This window comes from Streptococcus infantis (genome assembly GCF_047463175.1).
In the GTDB taxonomy this organism is placed as follows: Bacteria; Bacillota; Bacilli; order Lactobacillales; family Streptococcaceae; genus Streptococcus; species Streptococcus infantis_AC.
The window spans coordinates 282184-306098 of record NZ_JASHEJ010000002.1 but is presented as its reverse complement, the minus strand read 5'-3'; the positions used below and the strand labels follow the sequence as shown (position 1 = coordinate 306098).

Annotated in this window: 22 protein-coding genes and 2 pseudogenes; 21 read left to right on the top strand and 3 right to left on the bottom strand. The window is 39.3% G+C overall.

Annotated features, from left to right (window positions below; translation table 11 throughout):
• Positions 1-64: 64 nt before the first annotated feature.
• The 11 genes and pseudogenes from mobT (at position 65) to QM859_RS05245 (ending at position 11750) form a co-directional block, all read left to right on the top strand.
• Positions 65-1270, top strand: a complete 1206-nt coding sequence (gene mobT, locus QM859_RS05295) for a MobT family relaxase (protein WP_000398284.1) — start codon at positions 65-67, stop codon at positions 1268-1270.
• Positions 1271-1312: 42 nt separating this feature from the next.
• Positions 1313-1534: a hypothetical protein gene (locus QM859_RS05290; protein WP_001009056.1), complete on the top strand. Its 222-nt coding sequence runs from the start codon at positions 1313-1315 to the stop codon at positions 1532-1534.
• Between the two features lie 116 nt (positions 1535-1650).
• On the top strand, positions 1651-2148 hold the full coding sequence (locus QM859_RS05285) for an antirestriction protein ArdA (RefSeq protein ID WP_000342539.1): 498 nt from the start codon (positions 1651-1653) through the stop codon (positions 2146-2148).
• Positions 2149-2236: 88 nt separating this feature from the next.
• Entirely contained in the window at positions 2237-2629 is a 393-nt protein-coding gene (locus QM859_RS05280) for a conjugal transfer protein (RefSeq protein ID WP_000723888.1), read from the top strand.
• Positions 2613-5060 carry a conjugal transfer ATPase TcpF gene (tcpF, locus tag QM859_RS05275; RefSeq protein ID WP_000331160.1) on the top strand — a complete coding sequence of 816 codons (2448 nt, stop codon included), beginning with the start codon at positions 2613-2615 and terminating at the stop codon, positions 5058-5060. Before QM859_RS05280 ends, tcpF begins: the two co-directional genes overlap by 17 nt.
• Positions 5061-5062: 2 nt before the next feature.
• Entirely contained in the window at positions 5063-7240 is a 2178-nt protein-coding gene (locus QM859_RS05270) for a CD3337/EF1877 family mobilome membrane protein (RefSeq protein WP_000804748.1), read from the top strand.
• Positions 7237-8238: a bifunctional lytic transglycosylase/C40 family peptidase gene (locus QM859_RS05265; RefSeq protein ID WP_000769868.1), complete on the top strand. Its 1002-nt coding sequence runs from the start codon at positions 7237-7239 to the stop codon at positions 8236-8238. The genes QM859_RS05270 and QM859_RS05265 overlap by 4 nt, the downstream gene beginning before the upstream one ends.
• On the top strand, positions 8235-9170 hold the full coding sequence (locus tag QM859_RS05260; protein WP_001224320.1) for a conjugal transfer protein: 936 nt from the start codon (positions 8235-8237) through the stop codon (positions 9168-9170). The genes QM859_RS05265 and QM859_RS05260 overlap by 4 nt, the downstream gene beginning before the upstream one ends.
• Before the next feature lie 313 nt (positions 9171-9483).
• Positions 9484-9531: pseudogene (locus QM859_RS05255) on the top strand (hypothetical protein); the annotation flags it as partial.
• A 15-nt stretch (positions 9532-9546) separates the two neighbouring features.
• Positions 9547-11464 (top strand): annotated as a pseudogene (gene tet(M) / locus QM859_RS05250) (tetracycline resistance ribosomal protection protein Tet(M)).
• A gap of 100 nt (positions 11465-11564) precedes the next feature.
• Positions 11565-11750 (top strand): cysteine-rich KTR domain-containing protein, encoded by a 186-nt coding sequence (locus tag QM859_RS05245; RefSeq protein WP_011058338.1) that lies wholly within the window; start codon positions 11565-11567, stop codon positions 11748-11750.
• 59 nt (positions 11751-11809) lie between these two features.
• Here QM859_RS05245 and QM859_RS05240 read toward each other — a convergent pair whose 3' ends face one another.
• Complete coding sequence (locus QM859_RS05240; RefSeq protein WP_001227347.1) at positions 11810-12163, bottom strand: helix-turn-helix transcriptional regulator; 354 nt, start codon at positions 12161-12163, stop codon at positions 11810-11812.
• Positions 12164-12667: 504 nt separating this feature from the next.
• On the opposite strand from QM859_RS05240, the gene QM859_RS05235 reads away from it, so the two are divergent.
• The 10 genes from QM859_RS05235 (at position 12668) to QM859_RS05185 (ending at position 21502) form a co-directional block, all read left to right on the top strand.
• Complete coding sequence (locus QM859_RS05235) at positions 12668-13090, top strand: sigma-70 family RNA polymerase sigma factor (protein ID WP_000804885.1); 423 nt, start codon at positions 12668-12670, stop codon at positions 13088-13090.
• A complete protein-coding gene (locus QM859_RS05230) occupies positions 13087-13317 on the top strand; it encodes a helix-turn-helix domain-containing protein (protein WP_000857133.1) in 231 nt (76 codons plus the stop codon). Before QM859_RS05235 ends, QM859_RS05230 begins: the two co-directional genes overlap by 4 nt.
• A gap of 460 nt (positions 13318-13777) precedes the next feature.
• Positions 13778-13981 carry an excisionase gene (locus QM859_RS05220; protein WP_000814511.1) on the top strand — a complete coding sequence of 68 codons (204 nt, stop codon included), beginning with the start codon at positions 13778-13780 and terminating at the stop codon, positions 13979-13981.
• 81 nt (positions 13982-14062) lie between these two features.
• Positions 14063-15280, top strand: a complete 1218-nt coding sequence (locus QM859_RS05215; RefSeq protein ID WP_001291561.1) for a tyrosine-type recombinase/integrase — start codon at positions 14063-14065, stop codon at positions 15278-15280.
• Positions 15281-15613: 333 nt separating this feature from the next.
• Positions 15614-17314, top strand: a complete 1701-nt coding sequence (locus QM859_RS05210) for an acetolactate synthase large subunit (RefSeq protein WP_006152123.1) — start codon at positions 15614-15616, stop codon at positions 17312-17314.
• A complete protein-coding gene (gene ilvN, locus QM859_RS05205) occupies positions 17307-17783 on the top strand; it encodes an acetolactate synthase small subunit (protein ID WP_223333610.1) in 477 nt (158 codons plus the stop codon). Before QM859_RS05210 ends, ilvN begins: the two co-directional genes overlap by 8 nt.
• A gap of 65 nt (positions 17784-17848) precedes the next feature.
• Positions 17849-18871 (top strand): ketol-acid reductoisomerase, encoded by a 1023-nt coding sequence (gene ilvC / locus QM859_RS05200; RefSeq protein ID WP_223356143.1) that lies wholly within the window; start codon positions 17849-17851, stop codon positions 18869-18871.
• Positions 18872-18951: 80 nt separating this feature from the next.
• A complete protein-coding gene (gene ilvA / locus QM859_RS05195; RefSeq protein ID WP_004251960.1) occupies positions 18952-20202 on the top strand; it encodes a threonine ammonia-lyase IlvA in 1251 nt (416 codons plus the stop codon).
• Positions 20203-20284: 82 nt separating this feature from the next.
• A complete protein-coding gene (locus tag QM859_RS05190; protein WP_004251962.1) occupies positions 20285-21181 on the top strand; it encodes an SPFH domain-containing protein in 897 nt (298 codons plus the stop codon).
• Positions 21182-21286: 105 nt separating this feature from the next.
• Positions 21287-21502 carry a capsule biosynthesis transcriptional regulator gene (locus QM859_RS05185; RefSeq protein WP_004251963.1) on the top strand — a complete coding sequence of 72 codons (216 nt, stop codon included), beginning with the start codon at positions 21287-21289 and terminating at the stop codon, positions 21500-21502.
• Between the two features lie 83 nt (positions 21503-21585).
• On the opposite strand, the gene QM859_RS05180 is transcribed toward QM859_RS05185, so the two are convergent.
• A complete protein-coding gene (locus QM859_RS05180; RefSeq protein WP_006151554.1) occupies positions 21586-22326 on the bottom strand; it encodes an amino acid ABC transporter ATP-binding protein in 741 nt (246 codons plus the stop codon).
• The gene (locus tag QM859_RS05175; RefSeq protein WP_414262350.1) at positions 22326-23891 is read right to left on the bottom strand and encodes an ABC transporter substrate-binding protein/permease; all 1566 of its coding nucleotides are present in this window, start codon (positions 23889-23891) and stop codon (positions 22326-22328) included. The genes QM859_RS05180 and QM859_RS05175 overlap by 1 nt, the downstream gene beginning before the upstream one ends.
• Positions 23892-23915: the final 24 nt, after the last annotated feature.

Sequence of the window (23915 nt, the reverse complement as noted above, 5' to 3'; positions counted from 1 at the left end):
AAGGGATTTACAAAATTTCAGCGTATGTCAAATGGGCTTTAAAAGTTGACATACGCCTTTTTGATTGGAGGGATTTTTACTGAATGAACAAACTTGGTTACAGCATTTAAAAGAAAAACGCTTGGCTTATGGACTATCTCAAAACCGTTTAGCTGTTGCGACTGGTATTACAAGGCAGTATCTAAGCGATATTGAAACAGGAAAAGTCAAGCCATCAGAGGATTTACAGCAGTCCCTTTGGGAAGCTCTGGAACGCTTCAATCCCGACGCTCCCCTTGAAATGCTGTTTGATTATGTAAGGATTCGCTTTCCGACAACAGACGTACAGCAGGTGGTCGAAAACATCTTACAACTGAAACTGTCCTATTTTCTTCATGAGGACTATGGTTTCTATTCTTATTCAGAGCATTATGCTTTAGGCGACATATTCGTCCTTTGCTCCCATGAACTGGACAAAGGAGTTCTGGTGGAATTGAAAGGTCGTGGGTGCAGACAATTTGAAAGCTATCTTCTGGCACAACAAAGAAGCTGGTATGAGTTCTTTATGGACGTTTTGGTGGCTGGCGGTGTGATGAAACGCCTTGACCTTGCCATTAACGATAAGACAGGGATTTTGAATATCCCTGTACTCACTGAAAAGTGCCAACAGGAAGAATGTATCTCCGTCTTCCGCAGTTTTAAAAGCTATCGCAGTGGCGAACTGGTACGCAAAGAGGAAAAGGAATGTATGGGAAACACCCTCTATATCGGTTCATTACAAAGTGAAGTTTATTTCTGTATCTATGAAAAGGACTACGAGCAGTACAAGAAAAATGATATTCCCATTGAAGACGCAGAAGTAAAAAACCGTTTTGAGATTCGATTGAAAAATGAGCGTGCCTATTATGCAGTCCGTGATTTACTCGTCTATGACAATCCAGAGCATACCGCCTTTAAAATTATCAATCGGTATATCCGTTTTGTAGATAAAGACGATTCCAAACCTCGTTCTGATTGGAAACTGAATGAAGAATGGGCTTGGTTTATTGGGAACAATCGTGAACGATTAAAACTAACCACAAAACCAGAGCCTTACTCCTTCCAAAGGACGCTGAACTGGCTATCTCATCAAGTTGCCCCGACCTTAAAGGTTGCGATTAAACTTGATGAAATCAACCAGACGCAGGTTGTAAAAGACATTCTCGACCATGCGAAACTGACAGACCGACACAAGCAGATTTTGAAGCAACAGTCAGTAAAAGAACAGGACGTGATAACAACAAAAAAATAACTCAAATACAAATTCATTGAATATAGAGAGGAGAACATTTTTATGAATTTTGGACAAAACCTTTATAACTGGTTTCTATCAAACGCTCAATCACTGGTGCTTTTAGCAATCGTTGTGATTGGCTTGTATCTTGGCTTCAAGCGTGAGTTTAGCAAACTGATTGGCTTTTTAATTATTGCGATTATTGCGGTTGGCTTAGTCTTCAACGCTGCTGGAGTAAAAGACATTTTACTAGAGCTATTCAATCGCATTATTGGTGCTTAAATAAAACCGTTCTTTTGTGGAATATAAGTGGTTTTCTTATGTTCCGCAAAGGAATGGTACACCAAACGAAGTGCGGTAGGGATTTTTGAATCTCTACAAAGAAAGGACGTGAATATATGGACGATATGCAAGTCTATATTGCGAATTTAGGCAAATACAATGAGGGCGAATTGGTCGGTGCGTGGTTTACCTTTCCCATTGACTTTGAGGAAGTCAAAGAGAAAATCGGCTTGAATGATGAATATGAGGAATACGCCATTCATGACTACGAGTTACCCTTTACGGTTGACGAATACACTTCCATTGGCGAACTCAATCGACTATGGGAAATGGTATCGGAATTACCCGAAGAATTACAATCGGAGCTATCTGCTCTGCTCACTCATTTTTCAAGCATTGAAGAACTAAGCGAACATCAAGAGGATATTATCATTCATTCCGATTGTGATGATATGTATGACGTGGCACGCTACTACATTGAAGAAACGGGTGCTTTAGGCGAAGTACCAGCTAGTCTTCAAAACTATATTGATTATCAAGCCTATGGTCGGGATTTAGACCTTTCAGGAACGTTTATCTCAACCAATCATGGGATTTTTGAAATCGTCTATTAAATCTGTCGGTACATTACTACTGGCAGATTTTCTATTTTACAGGGTGGCTCAATCAGCTACCCCTATTTTTTATGAAAGGATTGATTACATGAAGAAAATACGAAGCTATACCAGTATCTGGTCTGTGGAAAAGGTACTGTATTCTATCAATGATTTTAGACTTCCGTTTCCCATAACCTTTACGCAAATGACATGGTTTGTCGTGTCACTCTTTGCAGTGATGATACTTGGCAACTTGCCCCCTCTTTCCATGATAGAGGGAGCATTTCTCAAATACTTTGGGATTCCTGTGGCTTTCACATGGTTTATGTCTACAAAAACTTTTGATGGTAAAAAGCCTTATGGATTTTTGAAGTCTGTCATTGCTTATGCACTGCGACCAAAGCTGACCTATGCAGGAAAAAAAGTAACGCTTGGCAGAAACCAGCCACAAGAAGCCATTACAGCAGTTAGGAGTGAATTTTATGGCATATCCAATTAAATACATTGAAAACAATCTCGTCTGGAATAAAGACGGGGAATGTTATGCTTACTATGAGCTTGTTCCTTACAATTACTCATTTCTAAGTCCAGAACAGAAAATACAAGTGCATGATTCTTTCAGACAGCTTATCGCACAAAATCGTGATGGCAAAATTCATGCTTTACAAATCAGTACAGAATCCAGCATACGTTCTGCACAAGAGCGTTCCAAAAATGAAGTCACTGGCAAGCTCAAAGCGGTTGCCTATGACAAAATCGACCAACAGACAGACGCTTTAATATCCATGATTGGCGAAAATCAAGTGAACTACCGTTTCTTTATCGGCTTTAAGTTGCTTCTCAACGATCAGGAGTTTTCTATGAAAAGTCTTACAGTTGAAGCAAAAAATGCTTTGTCTGATTTTGTCTATGATGTGAACCATAAGCTGATGGGCGATTTTGTTAGTATGAGTAATGATGAAATCCTGCGTTTTCAGAAGATGGAAAAGCTCTTAGAAAATAAAATCTCTCGTCGTTTCAAAATCCGCAGGTTAGATAAGGACGACTTCGGCTATCTGATTGAACACCTTTACGGACAGACAGGCACTGCCTATGAAGAGTATGAGTACCATCTATCAAAGAAAAAGCTGGATAATGAAACGCTGATTAAATACTATGACTTGATTAAGCCTACTCGCTGTTTGGTGGAAGAAAAACAGCGATATTTGAAAATCCAGCAGGAAGATGAAACCGTCTATGTAGCTTACTTTACCATTAACAGCATTGTCGGAGAACTGGACTTCCCGTCCTCTGAAATCTTCTACTACCAGCAACAGCAATTTACATTCCCGATTGATACGTCAATGAATGTGGAAATTGTAGCGAATCGTAAAGCCCTATCTACTGTCCGCAATAAAAAGAAAGAACTGAAAGACTTGGATAACCACGCTTGGCAAAGTGATAATGAAACCAGCTCCAATGTGGCGGAAGCTCTGGAAAGTGTGAATGAGCTGGAAACCAATTTAGACCAAAGCAAGGAATCTATGTACAAGCTGTCTTATGTGGTAAGGGTATCAGCAAATGATCTTGACGAACTCAAACGTCGTTGTAATGAAGTGAAAGATTTTTATGACGATTTAAGCGTAAAACTGGTACGACCATTTGGGGATATGCTCGGCTTACATGAAGAATTTTTACCTGCCAGCAAGCGTTATATGAATGATTATATTCAATACGTGACCTCTGATTTCCTCGCTGGTTTAGGTTTTGGTGCTACTCAAATGCTGGGGGAAAATGAGGGGATTTATGTTGGCTACAGCTTAGATACTGGACGCAATGTCTATCTGAAACCTGCTCTTGCCAGTCAAGGGGTTAAGGGTTCAGTAACCAATGCGTTAGCGTCGGCTTTTGTTGGTTCGCTGGGTGGTGGTAAATCCTTTGCGAATAACCTTATCGTCTATTATGCGGTGCTTTATGGGGCACAAGCAGTGATTGTAGACCCAAAAGCAGAACGTGGCAGATGGAAAGAAACCTTGCCAGAGATTTCCCATGAAATCAATATCGTCACTCTGACTTCTGATGAGAAAAACAAAGGCTTACTTGACCCTTATGTGATTATGAAAAATCCCAAAGATTCTGAATCACTGGCTATTGATATTCTGACATTCCTTACGGGGATTTCCTCTCGTGATGGGGAACGCTTCCCAATCCTTAGAAAAGCCATTCGTGCAGTAACCAATAGTGAAGTACGAGGGTTGATGAAAGTGATTGAGGAATTACGGGTTGAGAATACGCCACTAAGTACCAGTATAGCCGACCATATCGAAAGTTTTACAGACTATGACTTTGCACATTTATTATTCAGTAATGGTTATGTGGAGCAGTCTATCAGCTTAGAAAAACAACTGAACATTATACAGGTTGCGGACTTGGTACTTCCCGACAAGGAAACTTCCTTTGAGGAATATACCACTATGGAGCTTTTATCCGTTGCTATGCTGATTGTCATTAGTACCTTTGCTTTAGACTTTATCCATACAGACCGAAGCATTTTCAAGATTGTAGATTTAGACGAAGCATGGAGCTTTTTACAGGTAGCACAAGGAAAAACACTATCTATGAAGCTGGTTCGGGCTGGTCGTGCTATGAACGCTGGGGTATATTTCGTGACCCAAAATACAGACGACCTCTTAGATGAAAAACTGAAAAATAACCTCGGCTTAAAATTTGCATTTCGTTCCACTGACCTTAACGAGATTAAAAAGACCTTAGCCTTTTTTGGTGTAGACCCAGAGGACGAAAACAATCAGAAGCGATTGCGTGATTTGGAAAACGGGCAATGCCTTATCAGTGATTTATATGGTCGTGTCGGTGTGATACAGTTCCACCCTGTATTTGAAGAACTGCTCCATGCCTTTGATACCAGACCACCTGTGCGAAAAGAGGTGTAAATGTGAAACCATCAATAGTAAACAGAATAAAATCAAACTGGACGCTGAAACGTCTAGGTAAAGTGGCAATGACAGTGGCTTTCACACTTGTGATTGCCATTTTTCTTTTAGCCATGCTGGGAACGGTGGTTCAAGCTGCGGGCTTGGTAGATGATACGGTCAATGTGGCAAATGAATACAGCCGATACCCACTTGAAAACTATCAACTGGATTTTTATGTGGATAATAGCTGGGGCTGGCTTCCGTGGAACTGGTCGGACGGGATTGGAAAACAGGTCATGTATGGACTATATGCCATTACCAATTTTATTTGGACAATCAGTTTGTATGTTTCCAATGCGACAGGTTACTTAGTACAGGAAGCCTATTCCTTAGACTTCATTTCCGCTACAGCAGATTCCATTGGTAAGAATATGCAGACCTTAGCTGGTGTGAGTGCAAACGGATTTTCAACAGAGGGTTTCTATGTTGGATTCCTCTTACTCTTGATTTTGGTTCTTGGGGTTTATGTTGCCTATACGGGACTGATAAAGAGAGAAACCACAAAGGCAATTCATGCCATTATGAATTTTGTGCTGGTGTTTATCCTATCGGCTTCCTTTATTGCCTACGCTCCCGACTACATTAAAAAAATCAATGACTTTTCATCAGACATCAGTAATGCCAGTTTATCACTTGGCACGAAGATTGTCATGCCCCATTCCGATAGTCAAGGCAAGGACAGCGTGGACTTAATCAGAGATAGCCTGTTTTCCATACAGGTTCAGCAACCGTGGCTACTGCTTCAATACAACAGTTCAGACATTGAAAGTATCGGTATTGACCGTGTGGAAAGCCTGCTCTCCACCAGCCCAGATTCCAACAATGGCGAAGACAGAGAAAAAATTGTTGCGGAAGAAATTGAAGACAGAAGCAATACCAATCTAACCATTACAAAGACCATTAACCGTTTAGGTACAGTCTTCTTCCTATTTGTCTTCAATATTGGGATTTCCATATTTGTATTCCTATTAACAGGAATCATGATTTTCTCGCAGGTACTTTTTATCATCTATGCTATGTTTCTGCCTGTGAGCTTTATTTTAAGCATGATTCCATCATTTGATGGTATGTCAAAACGAGCCATAACAAAGCTCTTTAATACCATTTTGACACGAGCTGGAATCACATTGATTATTACGACAGCATTTAGTATTTCAACCATGCTCTATACCTTATCGGCTGGTTATCCGTTCTTTTTGATTGCTTTTCTACAGATTGTGACCTTTGCAGGAATCTACTTCAAGCTGGGCGATTTAATGAGTATGTTTTCTCTACAGAGTAACGATTCTCAAAGTGTGGGAAGTCGTGTGATGAGAAAACCTCGTATGCTTATGCACGCTCACATGCACCGTCTACAGCGGAAACTTGGACGTTCCATGACTACTCTAGGGGCTGGGTCTGCCATTGTTACAGGTAAAAAAGGACAGTCGGGTTCGGGGAGTTCTGCAAGGACACAAGCAGATCACTCCCGACCAGACGGAAAGGAAAAATCAACACTTGGAAAACGTATCGGTCAAACCATCGGTACAGTAGCTGATACCAAAGACAGAATGGTAGACACTGCTAGTGGTTTGAAAGAACAGGTTAAAGATTTGCCGACCAATGCAAGATATGCAGTATATCAAGGAAAATCCAAAGTAAAAGAGAATGTCCGTGATTTAACCAGTAGTATTTCTCAAACCAAAGCGGACAGAGCCAGTGGACGCAAGGAACAGCAGGAACAAAGGCGAAAAACCATTGCGAAGCGTCGCTCTGAAATGGAACAGGTCAAACAGAAAAAACAGCCTGCTTCTTCTGTTCATGAAAGACCGACTACAAGACAAGAACAATATCATGATGAACAGACCTCAAAACAGTCTAATATTCAGACTTCATATAAGGAATCTCAACAAGCCAAACAAGAGCGTCCAGCAGTTAAGTCCGATTTTTCAAGTCCAAAAGTGGAACGCCAAGGCAATACCGTTCAAGAAAAAACCGTTCAAAAGCCAGCAACTTCAACCACTACAGCAGATAGAACTTCACAACGTCCAATCACAAAAGAACGTCCGTCTACTGTTCAAAGAGTACCACTACAAAATACAAGAAGTAGACCACCAATCAAAACCGCCACCATTAAGAAAGTCGGTAAGAAACCATGAAGTTGAAAACTTTAGTGATTGGTGGTTCTGGATTATTCTTGATGGTCTTCTCACTGCTTCTGTTTGTTGCCATTTTATTTTCAGATGAACAGGACAGCGGAATTTCCAATATTCATTATGGAGGTGTGAATGTTTCCGCAGAAGTGCTGGCTCATAAGCCTATGGTAGAAAAATATGCCAAAGAATATGGCGTTGAAGAATATGTCAACATACTTCTTGCGATTATACAGGTGGAATCGGGCGGTACTGCGGAAGATGTTATGCAGTCCTCGGAATCCCTCGGTCTTCCACCTAATTCATTGAGTACAGAAGAATCCATTAAGCAAGGTGTGAAGTATTTCAGTGAATTATTAGCCAGTAGCGAAAGGCTCAGTGTAGATTTAGAATCGGTTATCCAGTCCTACAATTATGGTGGTGGTTTCTTAGGGTATGTGGCTAATCGTGGAAATAAATATACCTTTGAACTGGCTCAAAGTTTCTCAAAAGAGTATTCAGGTGGCGAAAAAGTGTCTTACCCCAATCCCATAGCCATACCTATCAATGGGGGCTGGCGATACAACTATGGCAATATGTTTTATGTGCAACTGGTAACGCAGTATCTTGTCACAACAGAGTTTGATGATGATACGGTACAAGCCATCATGGACGAAGCACTGAAATATGAGGGCTGGCGATACGTTTACGGTGGAGCTTCCCCGACTACTTCTTTTGATTGTAGCGGACTGACACAATGGACGTATGGAAAAGCTGGAATTAACTTACCACGAACCGCACAACAGCAATATGATGTGACCCAGCATATCCCACTATCGGAAGCACAAGCTGGCGATTTGGTTTTCTTTCATTCTACCTATAACGCTGGCTCTTATATTACTCATGTTGGGATATACCTTGGCAATAACCGTATGTTTCATGCAGGCGACCCAATCGGTTATGCCGACTTAACAAGCCCCTACTGGCAACAGCATTTAGTGGGAGCAGGACGAATCAAACAATGAGAAAGGAAGATTTAATGATGAAATTTAGAAAAAATCAGAATAAAGAAAAACAGATACCAAAGGAAAAGAAACCTCGTGTCTACTATAAGGTCAATCCTCATAAAAAGGTTGTGATTGCCTTGTGGGTACTTTTAGGGCTTAGTTTCAGCTTTGCGATATTCAAGCACTTTACAGCTATAGATACTCATACTATTCACGAAACAACTATCATAGAAAAGGAATACGTTGATACTCATCATGTAGAAAATTTTGTAGAGAACTTTGCGAAAGTCTACTATTCATGGGAGCAATCCGATAAGTCCATTGATAATCGAATGGAAAGTCTAAAAGGCTATCTGACAGATGAACTTCAAGCTCTCAATGTTGATACAGTACGCAAAGATATTCCTGTATCGTCTTCTGTAAGAGGATTTCAGATATGGACGGTAGAGCCAACTGGCGACAATGAGTTTAATGTAACCTACAGTGTAGACCAGCTCATTACAGAGGGAGAAAATACAAAGACCGTCCACTCTGCTTATATAGTGAGTGTCTATGTAGATGGTTCTGGAAATATGGTACTGGTTAAGAATCCGACCATTACCAACATACCTAAGAAATCAAGTTATAAACCAAAAGCCATTGAAAGTGAGGGGACGGTTGATTCCATTACAACCAATGAAATCAATGAGTTTTTAACGACGTTCTTCAAGCTCTATCCTACAGCGACAGCCAGTGAACTTTCCTACTATGTGAATGACGGGATATTAAAACCAATCGGAAAAGAGTACATCTTTCAAGAACTGGTAAATCCTATTCACAATCGTAAGGATAATCAAGTCACGGTATCGCTGACAGTGGAGTATATCGACCAGCAGACCAAAGCAACGCAGGTATCTCAATTTGATTTGGTACTTGAAAAGAACGGGAGTAATTGGAAGATTATAGAATAACAAATATTGGTACATTATTACAGCTATTTTGTAATCACGTACTCTCTTTGATAAAAAATTGGAGATTCCTTTACAAATATGCTCTTACGTGCTATTATTTAAGTATCTATTTAAAAGGAGTTAATAAATATGCGGCAAGGTATTCTTAAATAAACTGTCAATTTGATAGTGGGAACAAATAATTGGATGTCCTTTTTTAGGAGGGCTTAGTTTTTTGTACCCAGTTTAAGAATACCTTTATCATGTGATTCTAAAGTATCCGGAGAATATCTGTATGCTTTGTATGCCTATGGTTATGCATAAAAATCCCAGTGATAAGAGTATTTATCACTGGGATTTTTATGCCCTTTTGGGCTTTTGAATGGAGGAAAATCACATGAAAATTATTAATATTGGAGTTTTAGCTCATGTTGATGCGGGAAAAACTACCTTAACAGAAAGCTTATTATATAACAGTGGAGCGATTACAGAATTAGGAAGCGTGGACAGAGGTACAACGAAAACGGATAATACGCTTTTAGAACGTCAGAGAGGAATTACAATTCAGACGGCGATAACCTCTTTTCAGTGGAAAAATACTAAGATAAACATCATAGACACGCCAGGACATATGGATTTTTTAGCAGAAGTATATCGTTCATTATCAGTATTAGATGGGGCAATTCTACTGATTTCTGCAAAAGATGGCGTACAAGCACAAACTCGTATATTGTTTCATGCACTTAGGAAAATAGGTATTCCCACAATCTTTTTTATCAATAAGATTGACCAAAATGGAATTGATTTATCAACGGTTTATCAGGATATTAAAGAGAAACTTTCTGCGGAAATTGTAATCAAACAGAAGGTAGAACTGCATCCTAATATGCGTGTAATGAACTTTACCGAATCTGAACAATGGGATATGGTAATAGAAGGAAATGATTACCTTTTGGAGAAATATACGTCTGGGAAATTATTGGAAGCATTAGAACTCGAACAAGAGGAAAGCATAAGATTTCATAATTGTTCCCTGTTCCCTGTTTATCACGGAAGTGCAAAAAACAATATAGGGATTGATAACCTTATAGAAGTGATTACGAATAAATTTTATTCATCAACACATCGAGGTCAGTCTGAACTTTGCGGAAAAGTTTTCAAAATTGAGTATTCGGAAAAAAGACAGCGTCTTGCATATATACGTCTTTATAGTGGCGTACTGCATTTGCGAGATTCGGTTAGAATATCGGAAAAGGAAAAAATAAAAATTACAGAAATGTATACTTCAATAAATGGTGAATTATGTAAAATCGATAAGGCTTATTCCGGGGAAATTGTTATTTTGCAGAATGAGTTTTTGAAGTTAAATAGTGTTCTTGGAGATACAAAGCTATTGCCACAGAGAGAGAATTGAAAATCCCCTCCCTCTGCTGCAAACGACTGTTGAACCGAGCAAACCTCAACAAAGGGAAATGTTACTTGATGCACTTTTAGAAATCTCCGACAGTGACCCGCTTCTGCGATATTATGTGGATTCTGCGACACATGAAATCATACTTTCTTTCTTAGGGAAAGTACAAATGGAAGTGACTTGTGCTCTGCTGCAAGAAAAGTATCATGTGGAGATAGAAATAAAAGAGCCTACAGTCATTTATATGGAAAGACCGTTAAAAAAAGCAGAGTATACCATTCACATCGAAGTTCCACCGAATCCTTTCTGGGCTTCCATTGGTCTATCTGTAGCACCGCTTCCATTAGGGAGCGGAGTACAGTATGAGAGCTCGGTTTCTCTTGGATACTTAAATCAATCGTTTCAAAATGCAGTTATGGAGGGGATACGCTATGGCTGTGAACAAGGATTGTATGGTTGGAATGTGACGGACTGTAAAATCTGTTTTAAGTATGGCTTATACTATAGCCCTGTTAGTACCCCAGCAGATTTTCGGATGCTTGCTCCTATTGTATTGGAACAAGTCTTAAAAAAAGCTGGAACAGAATTGTTAGAGCCATATCTTAGTTTTAAAATTTATGCGCCACAGGAATATCTTTCACGAGCATACAACGATGCTCCTAAATATTGTGCGAACATCGTAGACACTCAATTGAAAAATAATGAGGTCATTCTTAGTGGAGAAATCCCTGCTCGGTGTATTCAAGAATATCGTAGTGATTTAACTTTCTTTACAAATGGACGTAGTGTTTGTTTAACAGAGTTAAAAGGGTACCATGTTACTACCGGTGAACCTGTTTGCCAGCCCCGTCGTCCAAATAGTCGGATAGATAAAGTACGATATATGTTCAATAAAATAACTTAGTGTATTTTATGTTGTTATATAAATATGGTTTCTTGTTAAATAAGATGAAATATTTTTTAATAAAGATTTGAATTAAAGTGTAAAGGAGGAGATAGTTATTATAAACTACAAGTGGATATTGTGTCCTGTATGTGGAAATAAAACACGATTAAAGATAAGGGAAGATACTGAATTAAAAAAATTCCCCCTCTATTGTCCGAAATGCAGACAAGAAAATTTAATTGAAATAAAGCAGTTCAAAGTAACTGTGATTACAGAGCCAGACGCAAAGACGCAGAGCCGATAAAATGAGATTAATACAATCTCATTTTATCGGCTCTTTCCGTTATGTATGGATTCTTTTAATTAGTCTTCGATGTTTCTTGCTTCGTTGATACCGCTGGCTAAAGATTCCATTAAGGATAGTTCTTTGTCTGTAAAGCTATCCATGTATTTCTCTATCTGTAATCGTCGGGTGCTTTTTACCAAGTTATTAGCAGGTAAGAAAAATTCATCAACGGAAACATGAAGTAACGATACAAGGTCATAAAGAACTTGTATGCTGGGGTGTTGCCCTTTATTTTCAATATTAGTTAAGTACCGTGGGTCAATTTCAATCAATGCTCCCACTTGTTCACGAGTTAAACCTCGTTTCAATCGAGCTTCTTTAATGGCTAAACCAAAGGCTCTAAAATCATATTTATCTTCTTTTTTTCGCATAGTAGACCACCTCTATACATTTTATTGTTCCTACTGAATTAAAAACAGGTATAGAAAAACGTGTTATATGGTTTATAGGTTTATATTTAATAAAAAGCACTACTAAACGCCAATAAAAAAAACCGTTATATGGTAGTGCTATTTACGCTGTTAAAATATTGTATATTACTTCCAAATGGCGGTTTGTTGGAGGTCAACGTCGCCATGAAGTACATCATATACAATAAATTTCCTTACATTGGGTTCTTGTCAAAAAAAGTCGTCTATCTGCAATAGATAAGTACGTCCACCAATGTGGTTTTATAAATCATATAGATAGAATAACAGAAGCATGTAAACAGAGAAATAAATCTGTTTATATGCTTTTTTGGCTATTCAGAACTTTTTTACAAAGATTATTTATCAGTAATGCAACAAATCCCCCTTTCACATTGGGACTAAGAGTGAAAGGAGATAAACGAGCAAGGCTCACTTCCTTTCCTAGACAGAAAGGGGGTGAGAAACATGAAACCATCTTCTTTTCAGACCACAATAGAAAATCAGTTTGACTATATCTGTAAACGTGCTATGGAAGACGAGCGAAAGAATTATATGCTTTATCTTTCAAGGATTGCAAAGCGTGAGGTGTCCTTTTCGGATGTTGGCGATTATCTTGTTAGCCAGTTTGCGACAACAGATAACTATTCAACTGACTTTCAGATTTTTACACTCAATGGGTTATCAGTAGGCGTTGAAAATGATTTGTTGAGTGAAGCATTACGTGAGTTGCCAGACAAGAAACGTGAAATTCTACTGCTGTTTTACTTTATGGACATGAGCGATTCAGAAATTGCAGACCTGTTAAAATTGAACCGTTCTACTGTCTATCGGCATAGAACCAGTGGACTAGCCTTAATTAAAAAGTTTATGGAGGAATTTGAAGAATGAAAACACAATATCCTATGATTCCCTTTCCTCTCATTGTAAAGGCAACAGATGGCGATACCGAAGCGATTAACCAGATTCTACATCATTACAGAGGGTACATAACGAAGCGTTCCCTACGACTTATGAAAGATGAATATGGCAATCAAAGTATGGTCGTTGATGAAGTCTTACGTGGAAGAATGGAAACCAGACTGATTACAAAGATTTTGTCATTTGAAATTAAGTAATATCCTCTCTCCTTTCGTGGAAGCGTGCTAAACCATTCCACGCTTCCCGAACAGGGAGGTTTGTTATTCCACCAAAGCATATTGAGCTTTCAATGTGTTTTGATAGGCTAACGAGCCATTGTTCTTTGAAAACTGAATAAAAGTAATCGAATACGTTTCGATAAGAAAAGAGCCAACGGAACTAACCGCCATGACCTATCTTATAAAGATAGCGAGCGATTCATGTTAGTGATCCGAGAAGCAATCTTTAGCAGGATTGCCTGCAACGACATTCTTATCGTGATAATGATACTCCCATACAGTCAATAGTCCGAGCGTGATAAAACCGTCGCAGGCAATGAGTATGGCTACATGAGAACCATGCAGGGGTGGAACTCCCGTGAGCTTTGCTAAAGCTGTTCGATTGCTGGTAAAACAACTTTTATGAAATCCAAATAAGTGATTTGGAAAGGAGGATTTTATGAAGCAGACTGACATTCCTATTTGGGAACGTTATACCCTAACCATTGAAGAAGCGTCAAAATATTTTCGTATTGGCGAAAACAAGCTACGACGCTTGGCAGAGGAAAATAAAAATGCAAATTGGCTGATTATGAATGGCAATCGTATTCAGATTAAACGAAAACAATTTGAAAAAATTATAGATACATTGGACGCAATCTAGCGTCGCCAAAGGGTCTTGTATATGATAAAATAGTATTAAGTCGTATCAAGGCTCTTTCCATAAAGGAAAGGAGCAAATGCCATGTCAGAAAAAAGACGTGACAATAAAGGTCGAATCTTAAAGACTGGAGAGAGCCAACGAAAAGACGGAAGATACTTATACAAATATATAGATTCATTTGGAGAACCGCAATTTGTTTACTCGTGGAAACTTGTGGCTACAGACCGAGTACCAGCAGGAAAGCGTGATTGTATCTCACTTAGAGAGAAAATCGCAGAGTTACAGAAAGACATTCATGATGGTATTGATGTTGTAGGAAAGAAAATGACACTCTGCCAGCTTTACGCAAAACAGAACGCTCAAAGACCAAAGGTTAGAAAAAACACTGAAACTGGACGCAAATATCTTATGGATATTTTGAAGAAAGACAAGTTAGGTGTAAGAAGTATTGACAGTATTAAGCCATCAGACGCTAAAGAATGGGCTATTAGAATGAGTGAAAATGGTTATGCTTATCAAACCATCAATAACTACAAACGTTCTTTAAAGGCTTCATTCTATATTGCTATACAAGATGATTGTGTTCGGAAGAATCCATTTGACTTTCAACTGAAAGCAGTTCTTGATGATGATACTGTCCCTAAGACCGTACTAACAGAAGAACAGGAAGAAAAACTGTTAGCCTTTGCAAAAGCTGATAAAACCTACAGCAAAAATTATGATGAAATTCTGATACTCTTAAAAACAGGTCTTCGTATTTCAGAGTTTGGTGGTTTGACACTTCCAGATTTAGATTTTGAGAATCGTCTTGTCAATATAGACCATCAGCTATTGAGAGATACTGAAATTGGGTACTACATTGAAACACCAAAGACCAAAAGTGGCGAACGTCAAGTTCCTATGGTTGAAGAAGCCTATCAAGCATTTAAGCGAGTGTTAGCGAATCGAAAGAATGATAAGCGTGTTGAGATTGATGGATATAGTGATTTCCTCTTTCTTAATAGAAAGAACTATCCAAAAGTGGCAAGTGATTACAACGGCATGATGAAAGGTCTTGTTAAGAAATACAATAAGTATAACGAGGATAAATTGCCACACATCACTCCACATAGTTTGCGACATACATTCTGTACCAACTATGCAAATGCAGGAATGAATCCAAAGGCATTACAGTACATTATGGGACATGCTAATATAGCCATGACGCTGAACTATTACGCACATGCAACATTCGATTCTGCAATGGCAGAAATGAAACGCTTGAATAAAGAGAAGCAACAGGAGCGTCTTGTTGCTTAGTAGTACAAATGAATTTACTACTTATTTACCACTTCTGACAGCTAAGACATGAGGAAATATGCAAAGAAACGTGAAGTATCTTCCTACAGTAAAAATACTCGAAAGCACATAGAATAAGGCTTTACGAGCATTTAAGAAAATATAAAAAGATAATTAGAAATTTATACTTTGTTTCTATTCAAAAAATATAAATACGTATAAACTTTCTAATCTATTTGATATTGTAAAGTATCTAGATAGAAAATTCAGAAAATTGTTTCTTTTGTCTTGAAAATTTTTGAAAAAATGGTATTATAGAAACAAGTCATTTTATTGAGAAGAGAAAGGGGAACGATGGAGAAAATCATTTTAGACTCACCAAAGTCAGGTTCGGAACTCGTTTTGGAAACGCTCCGTGACCTAGGAATCGATACGATTTTTGGTTATCCAGGCGGGGCTGTATTGCCTTTATATGATGCTATTTATAATTTTAAAGGCATCCGCCATATTCTAGGTCGACATGAACAAGGTTGTCTTCATGAAGCAGAAGGTTATGCTAAGTCAACAGGGAAACTTGGTGTCGCAGTCGTCACAAGTGGACCAGGAGCTACCAATGCCATTACTGGTATTGCAGATGCTATGAGTGACAGTGTTCCCCTTTTGGTCTTCACTGGTCAGGTGGCAAGAGCGGGAATCGGTAAGGATGCTTTCCAAGAAGCAGATATCGTCGGTATTACCATGCCGATTACCAAGTACAACTACCAGGTTCGAGAGACGGCGGATATCCCACGTGTGATTACAGAGGCTGTGCACATTGCGACTACCGGTCGCCCAGGGCCAGTTGTTATTGACTTGCCAAAAGATGTTTCAGCTCTTGAAACGGACTTTGTCTATTCTTCAGAGATAGATTTACCAAGTTATCAACCAACTTTAGAGCCAAATGAGATGCAAATCAAGAAAATCTTGAAGCAACTCTCTAAGGCTAAGAAGCCAGTTTTGTTAGCTGGTGGTGGTATTAGTTATGCTGAAGCTGCTGCGGAGTTAAATGAATTTGCAGAGCGTTATCAAATTCCTGTTGTGACCAGTCTTTTGGGACAGGGAACAATTGCAACTAGCCATCCACTGTTTTTGGGAATGGGTGGGATGCATGGTTCCTTTGCAGCCAATATCGCAATGACTGAAGCTGATTTTATGATTTCGATTGGGTGCCGTTTTGACGACCGTTTGACTGGTAATCCTAAGACATTTGCGAAGAATGCCAAAGTAGCGCATATTGATATCGATCCAGCAGAGATTGGTAAGATTATCGCTGTTGATATCCCAGTTGTTGGTGATGCGAAAAAGGCCTTGCAACAGTTACTAGCGGAGCCAATCGTTCGTAACAATACTGAAAAATGGATTGAAAAAGTTACCAAAGATAAGAATCGTGTTCGTTCTTATGATAAAAAGGAACGTGTCGTCCAACCACAAGCAGTTATTGAACGAATTGGTGAGTTGACTAAGGGTGATGCCATTGTCGTAACTGACGTCGGACAACACCAAATGTGGACAGCTCAATACTATCCATACCAAAACGAGCGTCAACTCGTAACTTCAGGTGGACTAGGAACCATGGGATTTGGAGTTCCTGCAGCCATTGGGGCAAAAATTGCTAATCCAGATAAGGAGGTCGTGCTCTTTGTCGGTGATGGTGGTTTCCAAATGACCAATCAGGAATTGGCAATCTTAAATATCTACAAGATTCCAATCAAGGTCATCATGCTTAACAATCACTCGCTGGGTATGGTTCGTCAATGGCAAGAAGCTTTCTATGATGGACGAACATCTGAGTCAGTTTTTGATAGCCTTCCTGATTTCCAATTGATGGCTCAAGCCTATGGAATTAAGAATTATAAATTTGATAATCCTGAAACCTTAGAGAAGGATTTAGAAGTCATCTTGGAAGATGTACCAATGTTTATTGAGGTAGATATTTCTCGTAAAGAGCATGTTTTACCGATGGTACCAGCTGGTAAGAGTAATCATGAGATGTTGGGGGTGAAGTTTAATGCGTAGAATGTTAACAGCCAAACTTCAAAACCGGTCAGGAGTTCTCAATCGCTTTACCGGTGTCTTGTCTAGACGCCAAGTCAATATTGAGAGTATCTCGGTAGGGGCGACAGAAAATCCTAATGTGTCACGGATTACCATTATCATTGATGTTGCATCGAATGATGAGGTGGAGCAAATCATCAAACAACTCAACCGTCAGGTCGACGTGATTCGTGTCCGCGATATCACAGATAAACCGCACCTCGAGCGCGAAGTGATCTTGATAAAGGTCTCAGCGCCTGCGGAGAAGCGAGCAGAAATTTTAGCTATTATCCAGCCTTTCCGTGCAACTGTTGTCGATGTGGCTCCAAGCTCCATTACTGTACAGATGACTGGGAATGCGGAAAAGAGTGAAGCTTTGATTCGGGTTATTCGACCATACGGTATCAAGAATATCGCTCGGACGGGAGCAACTGGATTTACCCGCGATTAAAAATCCAACCTAAATTTGTTAATCTAGCCTATCAGGCAATAAATAATAGAAAAGAGAGAAAAACTATGGCAGTTCAAATGGAATACGAAAAAGATGTAAAAGTAGCAGCACTTGATGGTAAAAAAATCGCTGTTATCGGTTATGGTTCACAAGGTCATGCTCACGCTCAAAACTTGCGTGATTCAGGTCACGATGTGATCATCGGTGTTCGTCCAGGTAAATCTTTTGACAAAGCAAAAGAAGATGGTTTTGATACTTACACAGTAGCAGAAGCAACTAAATTGGCTGATGTTATCATGATCTTGGCTCCAGACGAAATCCAACAAGAATTGTACGAAGCAGAAATTGCTCCAAACTTGGAAGCTGGTAATGCTGTTGGATTTGCACATGGTTTCAACATCCACTTCGAATTCATCAAAGTTCCTGCGGATGTAGATGTCTTCATGTGTGCGCCTAAAGGACCTGGTCACTTGGTACGTCGTACTTATGAAGAAGGATTTGGTGTTCCAGCACTTTACGCTGTCTACCAAGATGCTACAGGAAATGCTAAAGATATCGCCATGGACTGGTGTAAAGGTGTTGGTTCAGCACGCGTTGGTCTTTTGGAAACAACTTATAAAGAAGAAACTGAAGAAGATTTATTTGGTGAACAAGCCGTTCTCTGTGGTGGTTTGACTGCCCTTATCGAAGCAGGTTTTGAAGTCTTGACGGAAGCTGGATACGCTCCAGAATTGGCTTACTTTGAAGTACTTCACGAAATGAAACTCATCGTTGACTTGATTTACGAGGGTGGATTCAAGAAAATGCGTCAATCAATTTCTAACACAGCTGAATACGGTGACTACGTTTCAGGTCCACGTGTTATCACTGAACAAGTGAAAGAAAACATGAAAGCCGTTCTTGCGGACATCCAAAATGGTACATTTGCCAACGACTTTGTGAACGACTACAAAGCTGGACGTCCAAAATTGACTGCTTACCGTGAACAAGCAGCTAACCTTGAAATTGAAAAGGTTGGTGCAGAGTTGCGTAAAGCAATGCCATTTGTTGGTAAAAACGACGATGACGCATTCAAAATCTACAACTAATTTTTGAGAATAAAAATAGAAGGCGAGTTGGGGGGTACCTAACCCGCTTTTTATCTTGAAAAAGAATCAAGGAGAAGATTATGCTTAGTGCAAAAGATGTGGTGAAGGCCCACAAGGTTCTGAGTGGTGTCGTAGCCAATACACCACTTGACTACGATCATTATTTATCAGAAAAATACGGAGCTAAAATTTATCTCAAAAAAGAAAATGCTCAACGAGTCCGCTCTTTTAAAATTCGTGGAGCTTATTATGCCATCTCACAATTGACTAAGGAAGAACGTGAACGTGGTGTAGTGTGCGCATCAGCGGGAAATCACGCTCAAGGTGTTGCCTACACTTGTAACGAGATGAAAATTCCTGCAACAATCTTTATGCCAATTACAACGCCTCAACAGAAAATTGGTCAGGTTCGTTTCTTTGGTGGAGATTTTGTAACTATCAAATTGGTAGGAGATACCTTTGATGCTTCAGCTAAGGCGGCTCAGGACTATACAGTTGCTGAAAATCGTACTTTTATTGATCCCTTTGATGATCCCTATGTTCAAGCTGGTCAAGGAACAGTAGCTTATGAAATTTTAGAAGAAGCGCGAAAAGAATCCATTGATTTTGATACTGTCTTGGTGCCTGTAGGAGGTGGAGGACTCATTGCAGGAGTTTCTACTTATATAAAGGAAACGAATCCGGCTATTGAAGTTCTGGGTGTAGAAGCCAACGGAGCTCGTTCCATGAAGGCTGCATTTGAGGCTGGAGGTCCGGTTAAACTCAAAGAAATCGATAAGTTTGCAGACGGGATTGCTGTGCAGAAGGTTGGACAATTGACCTATGAAGCAACCCGTAAAAATGTTGAAACGCTTATCGGAGTGGATGAAGGTTTAATCTCTGAGACATTGATAGATCTATACTCTAAACAGGGGATTGTAGCTGAGCCTGCAGGTGCTGCTAGTGTAGCAGCTTTGGAAGTACTGTCAGATTATATAAAAGGTAAGACTATTTGTTGTATCATCTCTGGAGGAAATAACGATATCAACCGTATGCCAGAGATGGAAGAGCGTGCCTTGATTTACGATGGAATCAAGCATTACTTTGTGGTAAACTTCCCACAACGTCCAGGTGCACTTCGCGAGTTTGTAAATGATATTTTAGGACCGAATGACGACATCACACGTTTTGAGTATATTAAACGTGCTAGCAAGGGAACAGGACCAGTCTTAATCGGGATTGCTCTTGCTAACAAGCATGATTATGCGGGCTTGATTCACCGAATGGAGAAATTTGATCCGTCTTATATTAACTTGAATGGGAATGAAACTCTATATAATATGCTTGTTTAATATCCTATAAAATTTTTATCATATCATTTGCCTAACCTATATACGAGTGCTATAATGTAAGTGAAGAAAGGGGGAGATTCCCATGGTTTTACAAGTTTTACTTGTTCTAGTGATTCTAATGCTTATTGTAGGAGCTATGTTAGTGAGCTCTGTTTATGTCGTTCGTCAACAGTCTGTTGCAATTATCGAACGATTTGGTAAGTATCAAAAGTTAAGTAATAGTGGTATTCATCTACGGGCACCATTTGGCATTGACAAAATTGCAGCTCGTGTGCAGCTACGCCTTTTACAAAGTGAGATCGTGGTTGAAACCAAAACCCAAGATAACGTTTTTGTGACTATGAATGTCGCAACTCAGTATCGTGTAAATGAGTTAAACGTTACAGACGCTTACTATAAATTGATGAGACCTGAAGCTCAAATCAAATCTTATATTGAAGATGCATTGCGCTCATCTGTTCCTAAGTTAACTTTGGATGAATTGTTTGAGAAAAAAGATGAAATTGCATTAGAAGTTCAAAAGCAAGTAGCGGAAGAAATGTCAACGTATGGGTATATTATCGTTAAGACGCTCATTACCAAAGTTGAGCCGGATGCAGAAGTCAAACAATCAATGAACGAAATTAATGCTGCCCAACGTAAGAGAGTGGCAGCTCAAGAATTGGCTGAAGCAGATAAAATTAAGATCGTTACAGCGGCAGAAGCTGAGGCAGAAAAAGATCGCCTCCATGGTGTGGGGATCGCAGAGCAGCGGAAAGCAATTGTTGATGGACTTGCTGATTCTATTAAAGAGTTAAAAGGAGCCAATGTCGAATTAACTGAAGAACAAATTATGTCAATCCTATTAACTAATCAGTATTTGGATACATTGAATAATTTTGCAGATAAACAAGGAAATAATACAATATTCTTGCCAGCAAATCCTAATGGAGTTGAAGATATTCGAACCCATATATTATCAGCTTTGAAAGCTAAATAATTATAATCTTAACGCAATAACTTTATTAATATATGTGTTTTAATTGACAAATATTATAAAAACATATAGAATGAAGTTGCGCAAAGAAAAAAATAGGAGAATAACATGGCTAAGTCTAACTTTGAAAAAGTAGAAGCAGTTGTTAGCTGGGTTCGTGATAAGAAGATCACAGGGTATCGTATTTCTAAGGAAACGAATGCCCGTGAGATGTCTATCATTGCTTTGGCTCAAGGACGTGCAAAAGTTAAAAACATTTCCTTTGAAACAGCCCTCGGCTTAATTGATTTCTACAATAAAAATCATGAAAAATTTGAAGATTAGTCTTTGGATATAGGCAGGTTCGAAAAGAATCTGCCTTTTCATTTTTGGAAATAAAAAAAAGACTGCCATTGCAGTCTTTTTTCTTATCGAAGATAGCGTTGTAAAAATTCTCTTGTACGTTCTTCTTTGGGATTAGTAAATAGATCTTCTGGTTTGCCTTCTTCTGCAATGACACCCTTATCCATAAAGATGACACGGTGTGATACATCGCGAGCAAATTCCATTTCGTGGGTTACGACGATCATGGTCAAGCCTTCTTGAGCTAAATCTTGCATGATTTTGAGAACTTCACCGACCATTTCAGGGTCAAGGGCTGATGTAGGCTCATCAAAGAGAATGGCATCAGGATTCATAGAAAGTGCACGAGCAATAGCAACACGCTGCTTTTGCCCACCAGAAAGTTGTTTAGGTTTAGCTTGCCAGTAGCGCTCTCCCATTCCAACTTTTTCAAGGTTCTCTTTAGCGACTTTCTCTGCTTCTGAGCGATCACGTTTGAGTACAGTTGTTTGGGCAACGATTGTATTTTCAAGCACGTTTAGGTTTTCAAAGAGGTTGAAGGACTGGAAGACCATTCCTAGTTTTTCTCGATAGTGAGTGAGGTTATAGCCTTTTTCGAGGACATTTTCACCGTGATATAGGATTTCGCCTTCAGTTGGTGTTTCAAGTAAGTTGATCGAACGTAGGAAGGTTGATTTACCACTACCGGAACTTCCAATGATAGAAATAACTTCTCCTTTATGGATAGTAAGGGAAATATCTTTTAGGACCTCGTTTTGTCCATAGGATTTTTTGAGGTGTTTGATTTCAAGAATGGGTTGATTCATTATTTCAAATCCTCCGTTTGCATTTGGTTAGCACCTGTAGTGTAAGTATCCATATCCATCCGTTTTTCGATATAGCGTAGGATACGTGTTACTGTAAAGGTGAGGACAAAGTAGATAACTGCGATAATAGTAAAGGTTTGGAAGTACTGGTAAGTCTGTGTTGCTACTGTATTTCCTGAGAAGTAAAGTTCTACAACAGAGATAACATTCAATACAGAAGTATCCTTGATGTTGATGACAAATTCATTACCAGTTGCAGGTAAAATGTTTCGAACCACTTGAGGTAGAACGATCTTACGCATGGTTTGATTATGAGTCATACCAAGTGCAGTAGCTGCTTCAAATTGTCCTTTGTCAACAGCTAGGATACCACCACGAACGATTTCGGTCATGTAGGCACCGGTATTGATAGAAACGATAAAGATAGCAGCGAGAGTACGGTCTAGGTTAATTCCGAAAGCCTGGGCAGTTCCATAGTAGATAACCATAGATTGTACAATCATAGGAGTTCCACGGAAAATTTCAATATAGATATTGAGAATCCAACCAACTATATTTTGAATGACGTAGATAAATTGATTTTCAGATTGAGGCGCAGTACGGAAAACACCGATAGCAAGACCAATAACGAGACCAACGATGGTACCGATAATTGAAATTAAAAGTGTGATTCCAGCACCACGCAAGAGTTGTTGCCAGTTTTCAGTTAGAATTTTAGCAACTTGGCTAAAGAAATTACTGCTGTTTTCTTCAGTAGTTGTAGCTTGAACAGGTTGTTCCTTGATCATACGATCCATTAGGGCAACTTGTTCATCTTTAGAGATGGTTTCAATGCTAGCATTGATTTGGCTGATACGTTCGTCATCCTTACGAAGACCGATAGCGATAGAGGTATCTTCTTCCCCAGTTTTAAAACCAGGTTCAGGCTGAATCATTTTAAATTTGGCATTTGCTGACTCAGCAGTTAGGGCTTCTGGTCGTTCAGAAACATAAGCGTCAATGACACCAGCTTCAAGAGCTTGACGCATTTGTGCGAAATCACCCATGGCAGTTTCTTTTTTAGCGCCTGGAATTTGAGGGATCAAGTCGTAAAGGTAAACACCTTGTTGAGAAGTGATTTTTGCATCTTTAAAATCATCTAGTGTTTTAGCGTTTGCATAGGCAGAATCTTTTTTGACTAAAAGTACTGGTTCACTGGTGTAGTAACTGCTTGAGAAGGCAATTTCTTGCTTACGTTCAGCGGTTGGACTCATACCTGCGATAATCATATCAATCTTTCCAGAAGTCAGGGCTGGAACAAGTCCTTCCCATTTTGTTTTTACAATGAGTGGTTCTTTACCCAGATCTTTAGCGATTTTTTTTGCAATTTGAACATCGTAACCGTTAGCATATTGGTTTGTTCCATCAATCTTGACAGCGCCATTACTGTCGTCATCTTGAGTCCAGTTAAATGGTGCGTAAGCTGCCTCCATTCCGATGCGTAAATATTCATCGGCTTGGACCTGGCTAACTAGTCCTAGAGTAAGGGCTAAGCTAGCAAGGATAGATAAGCATAATTTTTTCATGTTTTCTCCTATTTCTAGTCTAAA